23 protein-coding genes are annotated in these 21778 nt (G+C 62.4%); 9 read left to right on the top strand and 14 right to left on the bottom strand.

The window, feature by feature from the left end:
- The first annotated feature begins 11 nt into the window (after positions 1-11).
- The 4 genes from icmT to HLH25_RS08735 all read left to right on the top strand — a co-directional run bounded on the left by icmT (position 12) and on the right by HLH25_RS08735 (position 3670).
- Positions 12-260 (top strand): IcmT/TraK family protein, encoded by a 249-nt coding sequence (gene icmT / locus HLH25_RS19990; RefSeq protein WP_220791739.1) that lies wholly within the window; start codon positions 12-14, stop codon positions 258-260.
- On the top strand, positions 257-625 hold the full coding sequence (locus tag HLH25_RS08745) for a hypothetical protein (RefSeq protein ID WP_182973692.1): 369 nt from the start codon (positions 257-259) through the stop codon (positions 623-625). The genes icmT and HLH25_RS08745 overlap by 4 nt, the downstream gene beginning before the upstream one ends.
- A 541-nt stretch (positions 626-1166) precedes the next feature.
- Positions 1167-3419, top strand: coding sequence for a type IV secretory system conjugative DNA transfer family protein (locus HLH25_RS08740; RefSeq protein ID WP_182973691.1), 2253 nt, complete (start codon positions 1167-1169; stop codon positions 3417-3419).
- Positions 3416-3670, top strand: a complete 255-nt coding sequence (locus HLH25_RS08735; protein WP_182973690.1) for a hypothetical protein — start codon at positions 3416-3418, stop codon at positions 3668-3670. Before HLH25_RS08740 ends, HLH25_RS08735 begins: the two co-directional genes overlap by 4 nt.
- A gap of 17 nt (positions 3671-3687) precedes the next feature.
- Here HLH25_RS08735 and HLH25_RS08730 read toward each other — a convergent pair whose 3' ends face one another.
- From HLH25_RS08730 to HLH25_RS08720, 3 genes are read right to left on the bottom strand one after another with little or no spacing between them, the layout of a single operon-like run.
- Positions 3688-4410 carry a hypothetical protein gene (locus HLH25_RS08730; RefSeq protein ID WP_182973689.1) on the bottom strand — a complete coding sequence of 241 codons (723 nt, stop codon included), beginning with the start codon at positions 4408-4410 and terminating at the stop codon, positions 3688-3690.
- Between the two features lie 33 nt (positions 4411-4443).
- The gene (gene mobF, locus HLH25_RS08725) at positions 4444-7644 is read right to left on the bottom strand and encodes a MobF family relaxase (protein WP_182973688.1); all 3201 of its coding nucleotides are present in this window, start codon (positions 7642-7644) and stop codon (positions 4444-4446) included.
- A complete protein-coding gene (locus HLH25_RS08720) occupies positions 7641-7913 on the bottom strand; it encodes a hypothetical protein (protein WP_182973687.1) in 273 nt (90 codons plus the stop codon). Before HLH25_RS08720 ends, mobF begins: the two co-directional genes overlap by 4 nt.
- Before the next feature lie 147 nt (positions 7914-8060).
- Between HLH25_RS08720 and HLH25_RS08715 the strand changes: the two genes are divergently transcribed.
- Both HLH25_RS08715 and HLH25_RS08710 read left to right on the top strand, forming a co-directional pair.
- Positions 8061-8306, top strand: a complete 246-nt coding sequence (locus HLH25_RS08715) for a type II toxin-antitoxin system Phd/YefM family antitoxin (protein ID WP_182973686.1) — start codon at positions 8061-8063, stop codon at positions 8304-8306.
- Positions 8296-8715: a hypothetical protein gene (locus tag HLH25_RS08710; RefSeq protein WP_182973685.1), complete on the top strand. Its 420-nt coding sequence runs from the start codon at positions 8296-8298 to the stop codon at positions 8713-8715. The genes HLH25_RS08715 and HLH25_RS08710 overlap by 11 nt, the downstream gene beginning before the upstream one ends.
- A 112-nt stretch (positions 8716-8827) precedes the next feature.
- Here the strand turns inward: HLH25_RS08710 and HLH25_RS08705 are convergent, their stop codons facing one another.
- Positions 8828-9253, bottom strand: coding sequence for a helix-turn-helix domain-containing protein (locus tag HLH25_RS08705; protein WP_182973684.1), 426 nt, complete (start codon positions 9251-9253; stop codon positions 8828-8830).
- Between the two features lie 45 nt (positions 9254-9298).
- Positions 9299-9568 carry a hypothetical protein gene (locus HLH25_RS08700; protein WP_182973683.1) on the bottom strand — a complete coding sequence of 90 codons (270 nt, stop codon included), beginning with the start codon at positions 9566-9568 and terminating at the stop codon, positions 9299-9301.
- A 317-nt stretch (positions 9569-9885) separates the two neighbouring features.
- On the opposite strand from HLH25_RS08700, the gene HLH25_RS08695 reads away from it, so the two are divergent.
- The 3 genes from HLH25_RS08695 (at position 9886) to HLH25_RS08685 (ending at position 12235) form a co-directional block, all read left to right on the top strand.
- Positions 9886-10737 carry a hypothetical protein gene (locus HLH25_RS08695; protein ID WP_220791738.1) on the top strand — a complete coding sequence of 284 codons (852 nt, stop codon included), beginning with the start codon at positions 9886-9888 and terminating at the stop codon, positions 10735-10737.
- 86 nt (positions 10738-10823) lie between these two features.
- Positions 10824-11606 carry a hypothetical protein gene (locus tag HLH25_RS08690; protein ID WP_182973681.1) on the top strand — a complete coding sequence of 261 codons (783 nt, stop codon included), beginning with the start codon at positions 10824-10826 and terminating at the stop codon, positions 11604-11606.
- Complete coding sequence (locus HLH25_RS08685) at positions 11594-12235, top strand: hypothetical protein (protein WP_182973680.1); 642 nt, start codon at positions 11594-11596, stop codon at positions 12233-12235. The genes HLH25_RS08690 and HLH25_RS08685 overlap by 13 nt, the downstream gene beginning before the upstream one ends.
- 1426 nt (positions 12236-13661) lie before the next feature.
- Here HLH25_RS08685 and HLH25_RS08680 read toward each other — a convergent pair.
- From HLH25_RS08680 to HLH25_RS08640, 9 genes are all read right to left on the bottom strand, one after another.
- Positions 13662-14351, bottom strand: a complete 690-nt coding sequence (locus HLH25_RS08680) for a hypothetical protein (protein WP_246401751.1) — start codon at positions 14349-14351, stop codon at positions 13662-13664.
- Between the two features lie 572 nt (positions 14352-14923).
- Positions 14924-15418, bottom strand: coding sequence for a hypothetical protein (locus HLH25_RS08675; RefSeq protein ID WP_182973679.1), 495 nt, complete (start codon positions 15416-15418; stop codon positions 14924-14926).
- 265 nt (positions 15419-15683) lie between these two features.
- The gene (locus HLH25_RS08670) at positions 15684-16286 is read right to left on the bottom strand and encodes a vWA domain-containing protein (protein WP_182973678.1); all 603 of its coding nucleotides are present in this window, start codon (positions 16284-16286) and stop codon (positions 15684-15686) included.
- Entirely contained in the window at positions 16286-17080 is a 795-nt protein-coding gene (locus HLH25_RS08665) for a hypothetical protein (protein ID WP_182973677.1), read from the bottom strand. The genes HLH25_RS08670 and HLH25_RS08665 overlap by 1 nt, the downstream gene beginning before the upstream one ends.
- A gap of 244 nt (positions 17081-17324) precedes the next feature.
- A complete protein-coding gene (locus HLH25_RS08660) occupies positions 17325-17612 on the bottom strand; it encodes a type II toxin-antitoxin system RelE family toxin (protein ID WP_182973676.1) in 288 nt (95 codons plus the stop codon).
- Positions 17602-17850, bottom strand: a complete 249-nt coding sequence (locus HLH25_RS08655) for a type II toxin-antitoxin system Phd/YefM family antitoxin (RefSeq protein WP_182973675.1) — start codon at positions 17848-17850, stop codon at positions 17602-17604. Before HLH25_RS08655 ends, HLH25_RS08660 begins: the two co-directional genes overlap by 11 nt.
- Positions 17851-17908: 58 nt before the next feature.
- Complete coding sequence (locus tag HLH25_RS08650; protein WP_220791737.1) at positions 17909-18394, bottom strand: hypothetical protein; 486 nt, start codon at positions 18392-18394, stop codon at positions 17909-17911.
- A gap of 492 nt (positions 18395-18886) precedes the next feature.
- Positions 18887-19360 carry a single-stranded DNA-binding protein gene (gene ssb / locus HLH25_RS08645; protein WP_182973673.1) on the bottom strand — a complete coding sequence of 158 codons (474 nt, stop codon included), beginning with the start codon at positions 19358-19360 and terminating at the stop codon, positions 18887-18889.
- A gap of 884 nt (positions 19361-20244) precedes the next feature.
- Positions 20245-20937, bottom strand: a complete 693-nt coding sequence (locus tag HLH25_RS08640) for a hypothetical protein (RefSeq protein ID WP_182973672.1) — start codon at positions 20935-20937, stop codon at positions 20245-20247.
- Positions 20938-21778: the final 841 nt, after the last annotated feature.

Raw genomic sequence — 21778 nt, 5'->3', positions numbered from 1 at the left:
GTAACTCCTAAATGTGGCGCTTCTCGGCCGACCCCGTTCGGCTGTTCATTGTCGATGCTCGGGCAATGGCTCCGATGCTTCTCTTCCTTGTCCACATGCGTCTGTGGACGCTGATAACCGCTGTAGCTGGAGTGGTCTTCTTCGCCGTTCTCGCATGGCTAGGGCTGACGTTACCGGTTGCCTGGAGAATGTTCCGTGTCATCGTGTGCGGCCCCCGACGCCCCCGTCTTCCCTCCAGGAAGAAGCGGGCCTACGCATGACCGATCCCGACGATTTCGCGCGTGCTCTTCAGATCATGCTCGACGCGCGAGGCTATCGATTTGAAACCGGCATACCGGGCCTCGAGACGATTCCGTCATGGCGCATCAGCCAGCCGGATATGTTCCTTCCCGTCTTCCTTCGCCTGGCAGAGGAATTATGGCGGCAGGACACTGCCGGCAGCGGGTTCGGCCTTCATATCGTTCCGGACGAAATCAGTCTGACAGGTCATCGGCTGATCGGTCTTTTCCACGTCCCTGCCGCGATCGCGCTGCTGGCGATCGACGCCGTCCTGCAGCGACTGGCTGACGACCATGTAATCACTCTCGACGCTCTTGCCGGCGAGGCCATGCGCGTCGCGGGGTGACACCTGCCGCCCCCGGGCGGACGGGAAGAATCTGAGGTTACAAACGGGGTCTCTACGCTGGAATTCTGACAGCGGAGAGGTGTCTATGATTATTCTTGCCCCGTCGAGTGAAGCAGTCGTGACCATCCAACGGAACGGCGACGCGACAATCGTCAAAATCGAGCGGACGCCGAACCGCACCCATTCGCCGGTCGAGAGGGAGAACGGCCGCAGCGCCGCTGTTCCTCTCCCGGGCGACTGGGCCGTTCCGCCGTCGACGATACGCACAGACCCGCCTCGCGTGCTTGCGCCGCCAAGACTGAGGACTCTTGTATCGGCCAGTCTCTTTGCGCTTGTGTGCGGCCTGACATGGCATTGGGCGACGGGCTCTGCGCATGACGGTAGCTCCGCGGACTCAGCATCGCTTGCTCGTCGAACCGTAGGGGAGACTATACGGGGGCCAAACGCCGCGACGGACACTCCCCCGCCGACAATCCGTCAGGTCCCGCCAGGTCAGCCGAACCCGGGAGGGCCGAACGCAGCGTTCGGACTTGACTAGAAGATGGCCGTCATCCGCCGCCAGATAGACGGCCCTCAGGACTTTCACGAGCAAGCGGGTGGCCTGTCCTATCGCGACACCCGACGCCTCTCTCAGCATGTCGGTGAACTTCTCACTACCAGCTTTTCCGCCGTCGGCCTCGTCGCACTCGCGATCCTGACGGCCGTGGTGCCCGCCTTAACCACACTGACACTCCCGTTGGCGGCTGCATACGCCGCTTACGTCATGACAAGGCCGGTGACGCTTCCGCTGCGGCTGCCGGCGAATGCCGGGAGGAAGGATTACGGGAACCCGGTGCCCGACCCGAAAAGACCAGGTGTCGAGATTCCGGGCCCCCCTACCGGAGACTGGCTACTCGGCTGGGACGAAGTCACCGGCCAGCAAATCTGGCTGTCCGGCAATGACCTGACGATGCATGGAGTTGCGCCAGGCGCAACCGGATCTGGCAAAACCCAACTGATTTATAGCCTGCTGTGCAATGCTCTGGCTCAAGGCACCGGCTTTACGATCGTCGACGGCAAGGCGAGCAACAACCTCCCCTTTACCATCATGGCAATGGCCCGGCGCTGGGGCCAGGAGGCGAACGTCCGGATCATCAACCTGATGGTTTCCGGCGGAGATCGGCGCACAAATACCTGGAACATGTTTGCATCGGTCAATGCGGAGGGCATGACCGAACTGTTTCTTACGCTATTCGTTCCTGAAGAAAGCAAGGGTGGCGGCGGAAATTCAGACCATTTCCGCAACCGTGCTGAATCGCTCATCCGGGGCATGGCCTACGTCTTCGTGTGGGTCCGAGACAATCTCGGCGTTCCCATCACCGCAGAGACTGTCCGGACAATGTTCAGCGATATTGACCGGCTGCGCTTACTGTATAGCGAAAGGCGCTTCAGCTATTACGATGCGGATCAGGGCGTCGCGTGTGAGACCATACTCCCGGAACACTTCCCCACTTCGTTGCTCAACCCGGTAAGGGATTACGTCAGCGAGACAGGCGGCTTTTCGGACAAAAAAGACGTCAGCGAGCAGGACAAGGTTCGGGAGCAGCACTCATACGTCGTCGGCGGATTCGGCAAGACGTTCACTCAGATGTCGTCGACTCTCGGCCATGTCTTCGGCTGTAATGTCGGTGACATCGACTTCCGCGACATAATATACAATCGGCGAATTCTCGTCGTTCTTCTGCCGTCTCTCGAAAATCATCCCGATACGAACCGCGCGCTCGGCAAAGCAGTTATCACCGCTCTTCGGTACGCGCTCGCCGCCGCATTGGGTACGTCGATCGAGGGAGACTACGAGGACCTCGTTGCCAACCGACCATCCTCATCAAAAGTGCCGTATCCGATGGTCCTGGACGAAGTCGGACAGTTCGCGACCCGAGGTATCGATTCCATGATGGCACTCGGCCGAGAGTTGAATGTCTTCCTCCTCATCTCGTTCCAAGAGGTCGGCACGCTTTATGCGACCCTCGGTCGCGACTTTACCGTGCCCCTTCTGGGGAACCCGAAACTCAAGATCCTCATGAACGTCGAGGACGCAGGTCCGACCCGGCAGTGGATCGAGGAATCCGGGGGCACAATGCCGGTCACGGTGCTCCCAGGTTACGACAACTCTTCCCCGTTGGGTCTCTACGCCGACCAGCAGCGCGCCGATATCCGGGAGGTAAAAAGGGTGTCGTGGAGCGACATCCAGAAACTGAGGCAGGGGCAGGCCATCATCCTGTTCCGCGGACGACGCATCTATGCACGACTCTTCTATGCCGGCGTCCGCCCTGAAGGCGTCAACCGGGTTTTCCCGACGCTTCCCCCTGTGCCTGAGCGCCTCGCCTCGTCTTCATCTCCGGTCGTAGAGAGCGTTGCCCGTCATCTTGCGGCAGGGGCGGATCTTGTCGAACCGGAACGCCTGCCGGGACTCACCGGCGGTCTCAGGGCGTTGTATTCGCGCCTGGCCATCATCGTCGGCGAGGATGCATCACCTCTTCAGGACGCGGAAGACCTGCTCACACTCAACGGGGAGGAAATCAGACCTGCTCCAGACCCATTTGCGGGGCTATTCCGAAACCTGATCCAACCGGCGGAGCAAACGCCGGAGACGAAGGAGCCGCTCGATCGTTCGGTCGACGAGGCGCTCTGCCACGAACTGGTCGCTTTTGAAATGGCCATGGGAGCGTCGGAGGCGACGGCGAAAGGCAGGATCGTCCACGCGCTCAACCTTCACGCGCGAGTTACGCACAAGCACCGCTCAGGCGCCGCATGAAGGAGGATGTGGATCGCGTCGCAGAACTTCGGCGAATGCTGCGAGGCTATCGCAAGATGACGGCGGCGCTCCGCCGCCGGCTGCGCGCCTTCGGCTTCGACGTGGTGGAAACCAAAAAGCACGTTCGTCTACTCCCGATGGAGAATCCGAAGGCAGTGATCATCATCCCGTCTTCGGCCAGCGACAGTCGAGGCGGCAGAAACGCCGCCAGTGTCGTCGCCCGGAGATTGCGTTCGTCAGGTCACTCATAGCGGCCCGGCCGGCGCATTCAGCGCCAGTCGTAGCGCGCTTCGATAATGCCGGCATCGCCCGTGAACACATGCCGCTCCAATGAGAACATGCCGTTGGGAATCACGAGCGAAAACCGATCTCCCCAGTCCAAGGTGGGGACAGGAATGTTGCAATACCCGTGAACGCACCAGAGGTCCTGCGCGAGCTGCGCCACGCCGGTTTTCATGAACAGGACCGGATATGCCTTCCCCAGGGCGGCCGTGGTGTCCCGGACCCAGAAGAGCGGAGGAACCTCAGGCGTCCGCACGGCGACAGCCGCCGGCAGCGGGGTGCGCACCAGCAGTTGCCCCATTGTGGGAATGCTGGCCCCCACCACTTCAATATTGATGGGCGCAACGGGAAGGTCTGGGTAAGGGAAACGCCCGGCGAACAGATCACGGCCGCCCATAGCCTCGTCGGCGTAGACCATACCGTTCAAGTTGGCGTCTCCGGAACAGTAGGCGTAAGCTTCAGAAGCAGCCGCCGTCACCAGGTCCTGGGCGTGGGCAGGATCGGTAAGGCATTCCCCGACTTTCTGATTCACGTCTGCGCGCAGGACGAATTCGAGGTTCTCTCGGTTCAGAAGCGAGACGCCACGCGATTCAATCACCTCGGTTTTGCATGCGGCAACGCCGACTGAGCGGACCCGAAGCCAGAAGAGCCATGTTGCGAGTTCGTGCACGTCAGCCGGTGAGAATACCTGGTTACGTCCTTCAGCCAATGTTCCGCTCCCTTCGCTGGACCTCGTGAGAGCCTAAAGGTCGCGGTCGGCCGATGGAACCCTGGAGGCGGCCCCCCTATCGCGGTCCGGATGTGAGTGCGCCGGCGAAGGCGGCGGGGGAGCGTTGTTCGGGCCACGGTTTGCGGATCGAAGCGGCCTCTCGTTCAATCGGCGAGCGGCGTCCAGAGCCGCCTGGGTGGCGAAGCCAGCCTTCCGTAGCTTTCGACTGACGTCATCCCACTGCTCGGGTTTGATCCCGTGAACCGGACGCTCGTCAATCTCGCGTCTGATCTGGCGCCCAGGTTCCTGCCCACGCTGTTGCGCGCGTTCGTTCTCATGGGACTGCCGGATCCAGCGCGCCGTCTGCTCATCGGCTGCCAGATCAGCCTTTGCCAGATCGACGGCGAGGGACTTGTATGGGTGGCGTCCCATATCCGCGGCCAGACGGGTATAAAGGTCTTCCGTCGTGATGGGGCGAATATCACCAAGCGGTCGGGCCCATGTTTCGGCTTCCCTCAGAGCACCTTCCGCGACCACGGTCCAGCACGCATAGACGTGCCGACTTTCGCCCACATAGGTGGTAAAGCCTGTGACCCCGGCCGACCCGCGCGGCATCGCGTTTACGTGCTCGTCCGAGGTGATCCCCTGTGCGGAATCGTGGGTCATCGCGTGGCCAAAGCCAAGGCGCAGCCGCCCGGACTCCTTATCGGCCAGGCGGGACCACGGCACCAATCCCACCCGTCCCTTGGCGTTCTCCAACACGATCCCCTCGTCTGACCATCCCTTGACCGTCACGAAGTCACCATTGGATCCTAACTCACGCCACCTCGCGCCTCGATGCGTCGCGACCTGTGCGTGAGTTCTGCTGAAGAGGCGGAGCCGGTCACCTACGGAAATTGGCAGATCGTATATCTCGCCGCGCTGATCGATAGCCGCCCTGACGATCTCCTCGCGGCCAATCTCACCTCGCGCACGCAACCTCTCGCGAACAGCACGGCTCAAATCCATGACGTCCTCGTTTGTCGGCGCGGACATGGTGATACCGCGCGTCATACCGGCCTGAATGAGGATATCCCGGCGGCGCAAGTAGAGGTCCGCGATATGCGCGACGACCTGGTCATGATCGCCGCCGACCAGGCGTATCGTGCCGTCCTCGCGCTTCATGTCGATTGCCGCCCGCGCGCGAGCGGTGTCAGCCTGCCGCTGTTCATCCTCTGTCTTGGACAAGTCCCGACCCGAGGACCGGAAATGCCCGGCGATCTCGCGCCCCCGAGCCGACTTCTGGCGCACCGTACTAAGCAGTTCCGCCCGAGCTTCCGCCGGCAGAACGCGCATCATGAGTTCGACTCCGTCGCCGGCCTCGATGGCCTGGCCCTGCTCGCGATCGCCCAGCATACGCAGCGCGAAGCCCTGCTCCTGTTGAAACTCCAGGAGTTGCAGGTGCTGCCGGGGCGATACCTGGCTCACTTCATCGATCACCAGAACGCTATCTTTTCCGAGGACCAGTTCGCCCGAGGCCATCCGCTTGAGCAGCGGGGAAAGCGCGTAGCACTCAGTGATCCCGGCGTCCTTCAGGGCCTCGGCCTGCCGCCACGCAATGGCAGTTCCAACGACGCGACGGCCGTCCGAATGCCATGCGTCGACGAGAGGACGCAGAAGCGTCGTTTTGCCGGCACCTGCCACGCCCGTCAGAAAGGCGAGCCCTCCGGCCAGACCCAGACATCTTATCGCAGCAAGCTGGGCCCGGCCGTGCTCGGGCTCCCGATCGAAATCGAGCCCAGATCGCTCGATCGCGGCCGCGAGGGCTGCTTCGGAGAGCGCGCCAGCCCGCGTCCTCGATGAGACCGCAGCGAGCCGCGCCATTTCCTTCTCCACCCGGAGCTGCTCCGTCGTGGCGACACGGACACGCCCTTCCTGCTCTTCTTTGATGAAAGCAACGTGCTTCCCGTCGATCTGGATGCCCCGTGCCTCGATCAAGTCCGCCACCCGCTCGACGTCCTCAGGTTCACGAATGCCTGCTGCGATGAGCCCGTGTGCGGCATGGGTACGAAAAGCGTCGCGGTCGATCACCGCCGCGGTCGCAAATTCTTTGGCGAGCAAGTCCGCCGCAATGCCATATGCCATGTCGAAGCGCTGTGCGTCGCTCCGTTCTCCGTAAGCGGCGTCTGTCAGCACAGTCTCATGGTGCCACCCGATCTCGGTCGCCTGCTCGCGCCAGATCTCGCGATCGTTCGATCCGTCGTATTTTTTCGAGCGATAGGCGAGATTTGCCGTGTGGAGGATGGAGAATTTCTGCGCGGCGCTCATCTCATTCCAGTCGAGCCCCTGGCGCTTCGCGTACGCTTTCGCCATCTGCGACGCCTGCTTGTTGCGCTTTGAGAAGAGCTCCTTCGCCTCCTGGGGAATACCGTCGATGACGATCGCCCGTCCCTTCTTGTCCACGCTCACCTGGATGCCAAGACCCCGCAACTCCCGCGCCAGTTCGGCCTGGAAATAGGCGCCGAACATGAACGAGGTCGTCTTCGTGATCCGCGCGCTATCGAGGGAGCCCAGATGTCCGCTCTCGGTCGCAACGGCGTTGAGCATGATGTTGTGGATATGCGCTTGCGGGTCTCCCGGCACAGGGATCTCCACGGCCGCAGTTGCGCCGTTCGGGCCGTCCTGGATCTTCATGGCTGGTCGGGCCGTATAATGGCGAAAGGAGACCCAGGCGACTTCACCTGCCTCCACATAGGACATTCCACCTTTGCCGCGTCGGGCAACGCCGACTTCCTTGGCAATGAATGCCATAGCCCGGTCATTCGCCTTGTGGATCGCCAGCCAGATCAGAGCCTGCTCTGCCTTGGTGGCAGCGAACTCAGCCGCCAGCGTGACAGACTTATCGGGGGACGCGGTGAAATCGAAACCCGAGATGGTTCTCGTTGCATGAGCGCCCGCCCACTCCGCACCGGTGTCTGCCCTCTTGCATTCGAACAGACGGGCCAATGCTTCATCCGTTGGGATCTTCCCGACGTCGATCCCAAGGGCCTCAGTGATCCGGGTTCCAAGATTCGGCCCCCAGGCGCCCTTTCCGTCCCGACCGGTGTAATAAGTGTTCAGGCGATCCCCAGTCTCCACATCGCTCCGGTCCCTTTCGAACCGTGCGTCCTTATCCGGCGCGAGCTGATGCTCACGGAGATATGCGACGATCAACTTGCCAGCGCCGGCGGCTGTAAGCTTACGGTAGGTGATCATTCGGCGGCCTCGCGCTTCGACGCGCCGATCTCGATCCGTGTGACCTGCTCGGTTAATGCCTCGAGCGCATTGATCTGCCGATCGAGCGCGTCCGCCATACGCCCTAAAATGTCACGCAGAGTCGGCTCGTCGCGGGTCTCCGGCGGGCTTACCATCTGATGGATTTCGGCCAGGACCTGCCCATGCTGTTGAAGCACGGCGATGATGTGGAGCTGGCCCTGGGACAAAGAGGCCAAGGTGGGCACCGTATTCGAATTATCGGCTGTCACGTGATTTGCTCCAGGCGGTGGATGACACCGCTAATATTTCTGGGCGGTTTGTGACTGCGGACGATGGGCGCCGCACCACCCTCCACGCTTGCGGAATATTAAGATTATCTGTATATTCACAATATTCTATCGCGAGAGGATAGGCTTATGAAGCAGTTCGCAGCGGGCGACCTTACCCGCAACACGGGGGATCTCTTTGAAGCGGCAGCTGTCGCCCCCGTTGCAATCACCAAACACCGCAAGCCACGGTTCATCGTCATGTCGATGGAGCAATACGCCAATCTCACCCGCCCCCCAGCGGGCAGCCAGATGGCACTTGATGTCGGCGATATGCCCGAGGATATCGGTGCCCTGTGCGATGAGGGCATCGCGGACTACCTGAATGGCCGATGACTTTCCGCGCGTTGGCCAGGTCATCGATTACCATTATCTCTGGAAATGGCAGGATGCACGCGGCGAGACGGAAGGGCGCAAGAGGCGCCCAAGCTGCGTGGTCGTGGTCGCCATCGACCGGAACGGCAAGCATCATCTCTTCCTCCTGCCAATCACCAGCAAGGAGCCAGCCGCAGGGCGTCAGGCTGTCCTTATTCCGGAAACGGAAGCCCGCAGAGCCAAGCTTGATACCCGCTTCCCGTTATGGGTGATCGTGGACGAGGTGAATTACGACATTCTTGAGACCTCTTACACGCTCGATGACCGGTCCCCGCGGGGACAGTTCAGCCCTGCTTTCAGCGACCAGATTGTCCTGGCCTTCAAGGCCATCCGCGACACAAGGACGCTACGTGTTTCAAAGAGAACCTGATGCCACGTGGCCCCGGCCGATATTGTCCGGCGCATGTGACTGCTGCCCGGCCGGCGCCATGCGGTTAGCAAAGGGTTCGCCAGTGCGCATCACAGTGCAATTGGCGGAGCACTCAAGAAGGCGAGCGGTTACTGCGGCTCGGGCGTGCCATTTGGCCTCCACGCGGAGGTTCCGCATCAGCGATACCTTTCACCGCCGCAAGTACGATGGGGTGTAGTCGCGCGGGGATTCTTCTCATGAGGGCCAGCATGCGAATTTCGGCTGCGTTCTGTGCATAGCCAAGGTGCTCCGGCTCATGCCCGGTCATGAGCCACTCTGGCGACGTGCCCAGCACCTCGGCGAGCGCCTCAATCTTCTCCTGCTTCGGAGCGGCACGACCAGTCTCATATTGCGAAACCGCCCCGTTGCTGAGGCCAAGCGCCCGGCTGACCTCGGCAACAGTAAGGCCTAGCACATCCCGTCTCTCGCGGATCCGAGTGCCGATCTCCCGGGCCATGTCGCTGCGTGGGCGCCGGCTATGCAGATGCGTGTGGTTCATGCGCACTTTTCGCCCGGCCGGCGCAAACCGTAAAGCTTTCGGCGCCTACCTCCCCAACCCCTGGCAGATAATCTCCGCGTTCGTCAGCAGCCGCTTGATTTCGTCGCTCGTGGCCTCGGCCGTGACTTCGGCGGCGAGCGGCATCGGCACCATATCCAGGAACGCGCGGTCCTTCTGAAGCCGGCGCAGAATTGCCGCAGCCTCCACCCGCTGAACGGTCGGCATTGCCACCAGCATAGCGGTCAACAGCATGGCATGCGCCTGATTCTGCCCCTTTAGCCGGGCGATCGCATCTTCAAGGTCCGATGGTGTCATCCGGCGCACTCCCTTTCCGCGAGCTCTGGGCCGCCCTTCGGCGGGGCAAAAATCGCCGGTCCTCGGCGACCGGCCCCGTCACTATAGCCCGTGCGTGGGCATCGCCGCGACGCCCCCCAACCGGATGCAATGTGGCCCCGCAGGGGCCGCACCCGAAAGGGTGCATTTGTGTATGGAGAAAGTTTCTGGTCGTCACTGTCTTGTAGTCGCTCTGTAGTCTCCGCGTAGCTTCAGCGTGCTTTATTGTAGACGGAGTGGTGCCGTGATATGTGCCTGTGAGACGCGTAGCGGGCACTGGACGGCACTCGGAGGTTGAAATGGCTGCGGCAGACATCGGAGTGGAGGGAGCCCTGAGGGTGCTCCGGAGCGCGAATGGCGAGATGTCACTGCGCGTGTGGATGGAGCTGAACCGTGGTGAACTGCTTCGAGCCTGGTCGGGGCGACGGTTGAACTGGACGGCGTTATGCGCCTGGTTCAGGGAGGTCGGGCTCACGAACGGGCGTGGGGAGGCGCCGACAGTCCGATGCGCAAAGATGGTCTGGTATCGGGTCGGGAAGTTTCTTGAGGCACGGGAGGCGCAGGAAAAGGCTCGGGCAGAAGCAGCCGAGGCCGCCGCAGCTGATAGGGTGCAGAGGCTCGCCGCAGCCCGCGAAGCGGATGCGGCTTTGCGAGGTCGCATGGAGCAGGTCAATCGGGCAGCCGCTTCGAAGCGGCGCCAGGCCGCAGAGGAGGAGCCGTATCGGCGTGAAGCTGGTGAGCGACTGCGGGCCAGACAGGAGGCCAATGGTCTCATTCCGGAGACCGGCACCACGACACGGCAGCCAACGCCTGCGGCTGAGCATGCTCGAGCGAATGATCAGGCCACTCTCGTCACGCTCGACTTGCCGTATTATCCGCCGCCATACGTATCAGCGCGCGCCTATCTGCCGCATGATCCGTCGTTGCCCCCTGTGAAGGAGGGCGACATCTGCAAGGCGACAGGCGCCAGGTGGGAAATTGGTGGAGATCTCCCGGGATATCCCAGCAAGCGTAACTACGAGTACGAGAAGGACTGGCTGCGCGATGTCGGTCGCCTGCTTCGAGCCAAGCACCCTACGAACCTGACGATGACCCGCGAGGAGAAGTACGTCATGCAAACCGCAAAATCGAGGATTCCGAATCTCTATTAGCCGTCGGGGCGCAGTCACAAACGATCGGGCTAGCCTTCCTTGTCGCTGGCATGTTGCCAGCAACATGGAAGGGAGACGACGCAAGCATGCCGGACACCACACCCCGCTCCGATGAGCGGCACCAACGTCGGTCGGTTTGGCGAATTGGCCGTGGGCGCAGCGGAGGCAGTTTGGCGCTCTCATGCTTCATGCATTGGGCAATTGAGGCGGGACGCCCAGCACTGGCGGCAGACGGAGATCCGAACAATCCGACACTATCGAAGCTCTTTCCGTCGGACGGGCCTTATGGCGTTGATCGTCCGACGAGCGCAGAATTGGAAGCGAGCAAGATCTGGCTCGCCAACACACTCGCCGAGGCGCTGTCCGAGGATGCGTCGATCGTAATCGACATGGGCGGCGGCGACCGCGTGAGCGAGGAACTGGCGGCGGAATCAGACCTTGGCGCATTTCTCCGTGCGAACGGCGTAATCCCGACATTCGCCTATTTCACCGGGCCTGAACGCGACGATTTCGATCACGTCTACCGCATCTGGGATTCGTCCTCATTCAAGGACGGTGACTCGGTCCTCTTCCTCAACGAGGGACTGTACCGCTCCACCTCGCGGTCCTCCGATCCCTTCGCCTGGTTGCGCAAGGACGAGCGGCTGCGAGCGATGCACGATGCGGGTGTTCGCACCGTCGTGTTCCCAGCCTTGACGTGCATGAAGTATCTTGAGAACGACGGCCTGAATGTATTCGACGTGATCGCCGGCAAGCCGAAGGCGGATGGATCGCAAGTAAACCCCCTTTGGCGCCACATGGCGGTCAAATGGTTGCGGGATTTCGGGGCAAATATCGAGGAGGAAGGCGTGCATCTGTGGCTGCCGTAGCCGCCCCGGATGGTCGCCAGGCAACGCGGGAACACCTTCTTGCAAGCCTGCACGATGCCGGGATCGAGCGCGACAGCCCTTTGGGGGTGCTGTTCCTGCGCCAATGTGAGGCGACGGCCGACGCATGTGATCAAATGTTCCATGCCACGACCGCCGCAGAGGCGCTGCTGGCCGGCGCACGTAAGGAGTTGAGCACCCTGCGAGCGGACCTCGAAGCGGGCCGCGAGCAGGTGAATCAGATGGCGCTGATCGCCCAGACCAACATTCGGAAGCAGGAACTCTTCCGCAAGCGTGAACTCCAGGTGGCGCTGGATGGGCTCGTGTCCGGGCTGACGGCGGATCTCAAGGAGCGCGTCTTTGACGCGCTCCGCGAGGAGATCCCAGCCAATGAGCGTCGCTTCTACAGAGAGGCGCGCTGGGCGGCCTACGTGCGCATGATTCTGGCAGGCGCGATCCTGATAACACTCGGCTTCAGCACCGGCATAACGTGGAACTGGCACGCTGCGCGCACTGGCCGCTTTTGCGAGGACAATTATCACCGCGATCCGACCAGCGGGATGGCGTGGTGTGCGTTGGACCCGCTGCCGAACGGGAGCCCGGAAGCCGGTCAAACCAAGGCCGCGCGCTGAAAGCACCGGGGAAGGATTGTGTCCATTTTGGTCCAGGTTCGTCCCGCGGCTCCGGAGGCAAGCGGGGGAGTTCGACTGCCCCCTCCGCGCGCCCGAGGAGTTGCCCGCGCCCTTGCACCGCCGGAAATATCAATCAACGGCGCGTCGGAGCGGACAGGGCCTGTCCCGCTGGCCTGAGCGTTGTCCCCGTTTTCCAGCCCGCAGGGCCGGAGGCGTCCCGCAGGGGCGCCGAAGCATATCCACCGGCCGCGATCGACCGCCAAGAGTCAGGATCGCGGACGGTGGATATGTGGCAAACGGGGGCAACGCGGCCCGCGGGAAGAGCGGTGTCGCCGTCGAGGGTACGACCCGCCATCAATTAAGGGGTGGCGCAAAAAAAAGCGGCCAACGGCCGCCTCTCGCCGGAAAGCGGCGGTTGTGTTGCTATCGCAGCGCCTCACGTAACTGGGAAAGCCGGTTGGCAATTGGCCCCAGAGCGAGGGCGAAGAGTCCGACTGCGACGCAGAACGGCAGAGCGACAAGCACGATCGCGCGCAAAAAACCGTCCATGTGTCAGTCCTCTTTTGAGAGTCGTACGGGACATATGCGAGCAGAGCGAGAAAAGCCAATTGGGGAACGGCTGCGACGGATGCCTACGCCAAAGCCTTCCAGTCCGGCAAGTTCCGGACTGGGCAGCATCCGGGAGATGATGGGCGGTTGATTGTGGCCCGCGCCGCCGCCCTCAGCGTTGTCCCCGTTTTCCAGCCCGAAGGGCCGGAGGCGCCCCGCAGGGGCGCCGGAGCATATCCACCGGCCGCGATCGACCGCCAAGAGTCAGGATCGCGGCCGGTGGATATGTGGTAAACGGGGGCAACGCGGCCCGTGGAAAGAACGGTGTCGCGGTCGAGCGTACGACGGCTCGTCAATTGACGGTCAGAAAATAAAAAAGGCGGCCGTCGGCCGCCCTACATTTTGGAATTGTCTTACGCGCCTATCGCAGCGCCTTGCGATACTTCGCAAGGCGATCCGCAAGAGGGCCGATTGCGAGACCGAGACAAACCGTCAGCACGGCTGCCGGAATGAGGATATAAAGGAATCCCTGAGTCATGGTGTCCATGGTCTAGCCTCCCTTACTTGCATCATCATATGGGACGTAGGCGAGCAGTGTCAAAGATGCGAGTTCGAACGCGACCCCGAGTACAAGGGCCACCACGACCTTGCGGGGGGTGATGGTACCGGCTCCTGCGATAAGGGGAGAGACGAGACCAAGGCCCCATGTGCTGAGAGCGATTGTCTGGAGCACCCCAGCAAGAGCCTTGAACCGGTCTTCCTTGTGCTTCGGCACTTGGGGCGGCGGCAGAAGTGAGCGCAAGATGCGGCGCAGAACTGGTCGCAAGGAAATCTCCATGACGGATGCCGGGCCGCGGTGGGCGGCCCGGCGTGGTGGTCAGAAGCCGAGGGCTTCGGCCTGAGCGGCGGCGACTTTCTGGTCGAGGGTGCGGCCGTCGTCGCGCTGGTAGGGTTTCCACTCCGCGCCCATGAGTTCGGCGTATGCAGCGCAGGCACCGGCGGCGAGAGCGGCCAGCGCATATGCCTTGGCGCCGTTCTCGGCCGCGATGCGCCGGAGCCCGGCGACGCGGTTTTCGCCGCCGTCCACGCCCATGCGGTCTTCGTCGCGGTGCTGGTTAGCCCAGCTATCGGCGGCGTCCTTGGCGATCATGCGGCGGTTTTCGTAGAAATTGGCGGCGCCGTAGGCCGAGCGGATCAGACCATCCACGACGCGATCGAGATGGAGCTTGAGGCCCTGATAATTCGCCTCCCCCCGGATGGTGGAGACGAGCACGGGCGACAGGAGCGCATACTGGTCCCGGATCAGGTTCGAGCCCGCGCCGGTCAGCTCGTCCACGTCACCGCTCTCCACGCCGAACGCATTGACGATTCTGGTCATCTGGTCGTCGGAGGGCACGAGGCGCTGGATATCGGCCAGCGTCGGAGCGGAAAGGGCCTGCGTGCGCTGGCGGGCGGCGGCGGCCTTGCGGGCCTGCGGCGCGACCTTGCGCGTGCCCTTCTTCTCTTGCGCGGCGGTCATGGCTTGGTTCATAGCGTTGGCTGCGTCGGACATGAACTCATCCTTCATTCTGGCGAAGTCCCGGACTGGTGTTCCAGCACCGTCCGGGGCGTTGGTCCCGAGGGCCAATCCCTCTCGACAAGAAAAAGAATAGCTGCATTCCGGCCGAATGAATATAAGTAATATTGCATAGCTAGCCGTTAAGGCATGTACCATACTCATGCCAATATAAATATTCATCGCACAACAGGATTATAACATTGACGGATACATGACCTTTCAGGTTTCTATGCTTCTTAAGCAGGCAGTATAGCACTGCACAATACGCTCACAGCGTGGATGCGGCGTAGCACGCCGCAGCCGTAGGCCGCGCGAAGCGCGTCCACGCCGGACATGGCTCTGCCGAACAACGGTGTGCTGCTCACGGGCGGCTTCGAGGAGCCGTCTTCCTCCCCTCGCCGCCCTTTACTCTGCCGGCATGCTTGCCACGCGGCGCCGCCCACGCAGCGCGTTAGCGGGATCCGCCGAATGGCCGAGACCCCGCAGGGGGCTCGGGGCGGAGCCCGGGTCACGCGACCCGGAGCGAAGCGCAGGGGAACGCCCGATCGCCGGCCGGCCGATGAGGGGGCCGGGTGGACAGATCAGAGGGTGAGGGCCCAGGCGACAGCGCGCTCGAGATCACCGAAAGCCTTGGTGTTTTCGGCGTCTGCGAGGGCGATGAACGGTGTGAGGGCGACCACGAGCCAGGGAGTATGGCGTGGGTGTGCGGGAGGCGGAGCGCGCCAGATGCCGGCGGATCGGAGTGCCGGCTCGAGGGCGGTATAGCCCTGGATGATCTGCTTCCAGGCTGCGGGCGCCATGTTTTCCTGCCAGCAGGCCACAGCGAGGACGGCAGGAAGGGGGCTGCGCCCTGGCTGGTCGGCAACCTGGAAGAAGGCCGCACCATTGACCGGTGCGGACCGGTCCGGGTTGAGGGGACGCATGAAGTCGAGATACCAGCCGGGGATACCTGGTATCGGTCCACCGTCCGCGTCGACGATCGGGAGGAGCGCATCGACGACGGCCTGGTCGACATCTTCGCGGGATGTGCGGGTGAGATGGCCGGTGTTCAGGGTAAGATGGGTGAGTTTCGTCATTTTTGGTCCCCTCGCTTCGCGGCCTGCTCTTGTGCCCATTCGGAGACTAGATCGTAGAACTCCGTGGCTGTGATAACCGCGCCAGGGTCGGCTTGCCGGCCGAGAGCGCGCAGCCGGTTGGTGGTCATGGCATGGCCGCGAGCGAGGAGCAGGCGTTCGACGTCTGCGGGCTGAAGGCCCGCCCCGATGCAGAATGCGAGATATGTCCTGCGCAGGAGATGCCTGTTCGCCTGTTCCGCACCTGGGCGGCGGTTGGGGTGATTCGTCAATTTCCGGCAGGCCCGGCGAGGCGTTTGAGGGTGTTGGCAAGCCTCTGGGGCTCGCGTGCCATATCGTGAGCAGAGGCGGCGCCGCCGCCCCGCGCGAGGCGCTGCATGAATCGCAGCGCTTCGCCATCGTGATCGGGTCCACAGTAGATCACGTCGATGCGCACATATCCGAGCCGATCGGCCGCCCGCAGGGCGGCGGCGGGGTCGTCGGGTCTTCCGTCACTGACGACGACCAGGCGGCGCGGACGCGTGGCCTCGACGTGACGCAGAGCGAGATGCAGCGCCGTGCTTCCTGCCGGCGGAGGGAGGCGCGCCCCTGCTGGCAGGTCCTTGACGTAACTCCCGAAAGCGACGACGTGGGCCCCGTCCCTGACGGCCGGAGCGATGGCATCGTCCAGAATGTCGCATTTACGGCGCGCGCCGGCGTATTCCGCCATTGATGACGAAACGTCGGCAAGAATTACGGTAAATCCGCCATTTTGTCGCTGGGCGCCGGCGGCTGCGGTCGCGCCAGTCTCGGTCGGGAGACTGGCCGCGGCACGGGCCACCAAGGCGGCGAGAGGGGACGCCAATGCGCCCCTGCCCTTCGGATTATTCATCAGTTTGGCTCCGGGTGTTCGGCATCCCACGCTTCCAGCCTGGCGCGCGCCCGCTCGGTCGCGGCGTCATTATCCTGCTTGAGGCGCGCGTAATCCGGGTCAGTTGTCCCGAGGTCGTTGACGGTCGGATACGGGCCCCATATGCGCCGGCCCCGCTGCGCTGCAAGCGCAGCGATTTCGGCACGCACGGATTCCAGTTCCGCGGCCCAGATCCGCTCCCGCTCAGCATCGCGCTCCGACTTGTAGTGTGCCCGGATGGCAAGTTTCTCGACATATTCGGTGAGTTCAACCGGCTCTGGGGGTGTAGCGTAATCTGTCTGTGCGGCCCGGTCGCACTCGATGGTGACGCCTGTGGGAAAGCGCGCGAATGCGCTTTTGGCGACAATCTTGACGATGGTGTTGTCAGCGGTCCTGTTGTTGCTGCCATTGACCAGGGACAGCGAGCCGGGCGGGAATTTTTCACCGCCAGTGACGTAATAACAATATTTCATGGCGTCGCGCCCACGCCGGTCGGTACCCGCGTGCTCGAGATAAACCCGGGTTTCGTCCCGATCGCGTGCATTCCAGACGTTGAGTTTCCAGCCCTCGCCGAGATGGTCGACCACCATCTTTCCGAGCCATTTTTTGATCGACCAGGTCATGTCCTGGCTCTGCGTGGCCTGGGCCACAACGTCCATCATCGCTCGCTTGGCGGCGTCGAGGACAGCCGGATTTCGCTGGGCCATCTCGGCCGAAATGGCGCGCACCAGCTCGACGAGCTGGTCATCGGTCAGCGTGCTGAGTCCGAGGTCCATATGCTATGGTTCCTGCCCCTGATGAACGGCGAGGCGCCCGTTTCGCCTACATTCTCTGCGAATGTTGTAATTGTAGTACAGAAATCCAATAATAGTCAATATCTATGCGAGAACATCACCGAGATAATTTGCATTTAGTGTAGAGTTCGATCCCGTTAGACACGACCTTTACTATTGGACAAGACCCTCCGCGCGTCACCTGTCAGGACGGAACTCACATACGGTCCCACCATGGGCGCTTGCATCAGTCCGCTCTCCGCCCTGCGGTCTTGTAGACTTCGTTGCGGTCGCGTCGTCCGATGGCAATGACGACGATCACGATTTCCGTATCGCGGACCTCATAAACGAGCCTGTACCCAACGCCTCTGAGCTTGATCTTGTACCTGTCGCGGCTGCCTGAGAGCTGTGCTGACGGGACGCGGGGCACTTCGCAACGCTCGGCGAGCTTTTTCTTGAAGGCTCCGCGCGTGGTCCCGTCCAGTTTGCCCCATTCCTTGAGAGCGGAATCGAGAAAGGCGAGCTTATAGCTCATCGAGCACGACCGGGATCACGGGCTCGCCCTGGCGAGCATCCGCAATTGCATTGAGTTCGGCGTCTTCAAGGCGCTCGACCATGCTGGCATAGACCGACGCCGGCACGCAGTAGAAAGCTGGCTCATTGCGATTGAGGATCGCGACCGGAGCGCCGTCCCCAGCGGCGACCGTCGCCATTGGGTTCCTTTTGAGTTCGGACACACTGGCCGCAACCTCTGCAAGGATCGGATATACCATCTGCGCCTCTGATATGATCGGTTTACAGGTCTAATAATAGGTCTCTGAACAGGTATCTTCAAGGCTGCTTTCCAACCGAGCGAGCCTGAACCGCCGATCTGCACGGCTCCCTGAACCGCCCGATAAACGCCTTCCCCCAAGTCACGCCGGCCTCGAAGCGGGTGAACCGCTCTCGATAATGGGCATGCGCTTCGGCAGCCCCGTCAGCCTGCATAGTGGCGTCGCGGACGGCGTCTGCGACCAGATCGCGTATCCTCGACCACAACGCGCTCACGGATGCGCGGCCCTGCGCATCGCTCGCTCCCAAGTGGCGCGTCGTGTCGGGCACCTCAAGCGGCATCATGACGCTGACCGGCGACAACGGCGTCGCCGGCAGGTCGCCGCCGGTTCCCACATCTGGCTTTGCGTCGCTCATAACCGGGCTGACGCCGAAGTTTGCGCAATATTCGAGATAGAGGCGGCCAAGGCGATCGAGGGCCTGGGGCGTTAACGCTTCAGGTCCAAGTTCAAAGAAGAGGCTGGCAAACAACGCCTCCGCATCCATGGCGTGTCCAGAGTCCGCGTTTATCGTGCTATACGCGGCGTCCAGGAGGTTACGAGCCGCGGTCTCGTTCTTGCCCATTGAAGCAGCCCTCACTCAGCGAGATGTACAGGCGAGGACCTGAGCCGGCGTGTCACCGGCCAGTCCGACGCTCGCGAGAGCCGCGCGACCGGCATTGGACCGCAGAAGGGAGCGAACAACCTTCGTTGCTTCCCGCCAATAATACTTGTGGACCGCGTCGAGACCAGATCGGCGAGCGTTGGCGATTGCGACGGAAGCATGGTCGACCAGATCGGTCGGGTCCAATGGGACCACTGTCTCTGCCTCGATCCGCTCCATCTCGCGGCGCAGATGAAGCAACAGCGCGAGAGAGGCCGACGTTGGGCGATTTCCGAAAAGGTGAGAAGGCAACATTGGGCCACCGGCGTATTGGTTGTTCAATGAGATAGGCGCGGTGGCCACTCTTGCGCGCGGCCGCCCGTCCGTCCGAAGGATTTAGAACGGGACCTCGTCATCGACGTCCGCCCGACCTGCGGTTGCCGGCGAACGGCCAGCATTGCCACGAGACGCCGGGGCACTCGCGGATTGCCCGCCCCCAAAGTCCTCACCCTCGCCGCGGTTGCTGTCCAGAAGCACCAGGTCACCCCGGAAGCGGTCGACCACCACCTCGGTTGTGTAGCGTTCCTGGCCCGACTGGTCGGTCCACTTGCGGGTCTGGAGTGATCCCTCGAGATAGACCTTGCGCCCCTTGCGGAGGAAGCGTTCCGCGACATCGGCGATGCGCTCGTTGTAGATGACGACGCGGTGCCATTCCGTCTTCTCGCGGCGCTCTCCGGACGCCTTGTCGTTCCAGGTGTCGCTGGTCGCCAGCGTCAGGGAAACGATCTTCGCACCACTCTGCGCGTGGCGGATTTCGGGGTCCTTGCCCAGGTTGCCCACGAGGATCACTTTGTTGACGGAACCGGCCATTATCTACACTCCACAGCTACAGTATTTCCGAACCAGCTATTCTGGCCTTACCGAGGGCCAATCCCTCTCGACAAGAAAAGAATAGTACAGATTGCCGAGTTTCGGCAAGAGAAAACGGCATAAACCCGCCAATAATGGCGAAATTTATTTGCATTAGTGCCGCTTTTCTTGCTTGCGATACTGAAAGAAACCGATTGCTTTACTAGACCACATCGCTGCCGGGGTGCGGGGCGGCGAGCGCCCGCGACGGTGACGAGAGCGTAGGGGATGGAGCGCTTTTCTGAGCCACATCCTGCCTTCGGCAAGACGACGGGCCGGGTGGTCTGTCAACAGGGGAGCGGCCTGAGCAAGCCGGTCGCCCTGCGGACAGCGCGGGACCGCAGGGCCTGCGATGAACGCGGGGTGGCCCAGGCGCGGCGAGGGTCGTTCCCCTGTTGATAGACCGCACGGGCTGTTGTCACACTGGAGCTGGATGCGGTGCGTAATCCCCGGAGCGTGCCCCCCTGACGCGCCGCAGGCGTGTCAGGGGGGTCGAGGAGCCGTCACACTCCCCTCGCCGCCCATTACTCCCCCGCCCCGCCGACACGCAGCACAGCCCACGGCCCGGCGGAGAGCATTAGCGCGAAAGCGGCGAGACCCCGCAGGGGGCTCGATCCCTCTTGGCGGCTCGACCGCCTAGAGGGCCTGGGCGAGCGAACCCCGAAGGGGCGCCCATGCGTCTCAGGTGTGAGCAGCGTCACGATCACTGCCAAACATTGCCGATAACAGCGACAATTGTTATGAACGGTTACGTTCTTCCTCTGGGTAAGACAGGGGTGGAAACAGAGGGTCGTCGGTGTGCCAGCACCGGCGGCCTTCGCTGCACATTCGGGCTCGATCCGGGATCAACCAGCTATTCCGTTGGCAAACGTCCATTGCTCGACGGCCCACCCCGGCAAGCATGTCAGCGTCAGAACCTCATCCGTCTGCAAGGCGCGGTTCACTTCGAACGCGCCCACTGTGTTCACGCCTTGGAACAGCATAGCACGGCGTGCCTCCGGGTAGAGGACCACTACCTCACCCGTCGCACCGACATCCGGAAGGTGAATGGCGCTGAACTGGTGCGGCGGATAGCTTTCGAGAACCCGCCACCCATCCGAGCCGGCAGGTATTCTTCTGATTGTTTCGAAGTGGTGTTGGAGCGGGAAATGGCAAGCCGCTCGCGTGAGCGCTTCGGTGCGCCGCATCAACGGGATTGTATGCTGTGCACCCTGCGTCGTGGGAGTCGAATAGCAGCAGCTATCGACTATTTCGAGCGGTGCGCGATAGAGCGCCGCCCCGCCCTCCCACGCACCAACACCATGCAGGGCGAAATTGTCGAATTCCGGCCGAAACTCGTAACGCACGGCAAGATCCGGGAAGCGTGTTGCAAGATCGTCAGCGACATGCCACGCAGATCCATCGTACCAACCCGGCAGATCGAATTCGAACGCGTGGCATTCCTCTGCTGGAGGAGCAAGGGACAGATGATCGGCAGCAGCCTGAAGGCTGGAGCCCGGGCCGATAAGCTGGAACCAGTTGATGGCGCAGTTGCTCATGACACGCCTCCCTGGAAGGCGAACCAATGCCGATACCATTCGGCGTGCGGATCCGCGCCGTTTATCTTCTGTGCTTCACACTCGGCCAATTCAGGTGTCGGATAAGCCTCACTGAGCTCATGCTCTCCGGTCGCGTCAACCACAATCCACCATCCGGCGTGATCACCGTAAGCCTCCGAGTCAGGTGCAAGAGGCCATGGCACCGCCCCCAACGGTGCCGGAGGTGCCGCCGGGTCGGCAGGCGCTGCCGGCGGCCCGGGAATAGCTGCTTCTACCCACGGGCGGAGTACCCCGCACCATCGCTCGCACCTCTGCGCCCGCCAATCCTCCGGGCACAGGACTCGGATGACATCATCTGTAAGCCGTTCGCGAATATCGGCGATCGCGTCCCCCGGAAACACGGAAACAGACATAGGCGGAACGGTCATATCGGCAGGAAGCGCAGATCGTCTGCCGACGAAGACTCTGGAAATCTTGAAGTTTTTATTTAGCACGGGATCAATTCCTTTTCTTGATCCCATTCCGGCGGGCACGGCTGGCGGGGCGGGGCAATGGCGGGCGCTTGCGCCCAGCCCTTGGGCGCGCCATTGCGGCGCACCGCTAGTTGTGGCTGCAGGTCAGTTCTCTCGCCTGAGCGCCTTCTCATGTGGCATAGCACCGCTTCTTCTGGATCTCAGTCGCGCCTCGAAGAAGACGCCGACGGCGTAGGGCGCGCCGGCAAGTAAATAGAACCGATAAGCCGGTATCGCGATATGCCACAATTGTGCCAAAGCGAAACAGCAAGAGGACGCAAACGACGCGAGGGCTACCGCGCCGCTGGCCGTGTCTAGGAGAAAGCGCC

The organism is Gluconacetobacter dulcium (genome assembly GCF_014174165.1).
Taxonomy (GTDB): Bacteria; Pseudomonadota; Alphaproteobacteria; order Acetobacterales; family Acetobacteraceae; genus Gluconacetobacter; species Gluconacetobacter dulcium.
Note: the sequence above shows the minus strand (reverse complement) of the source record. Positions and strands in the feature narration are given on the sequence as shown.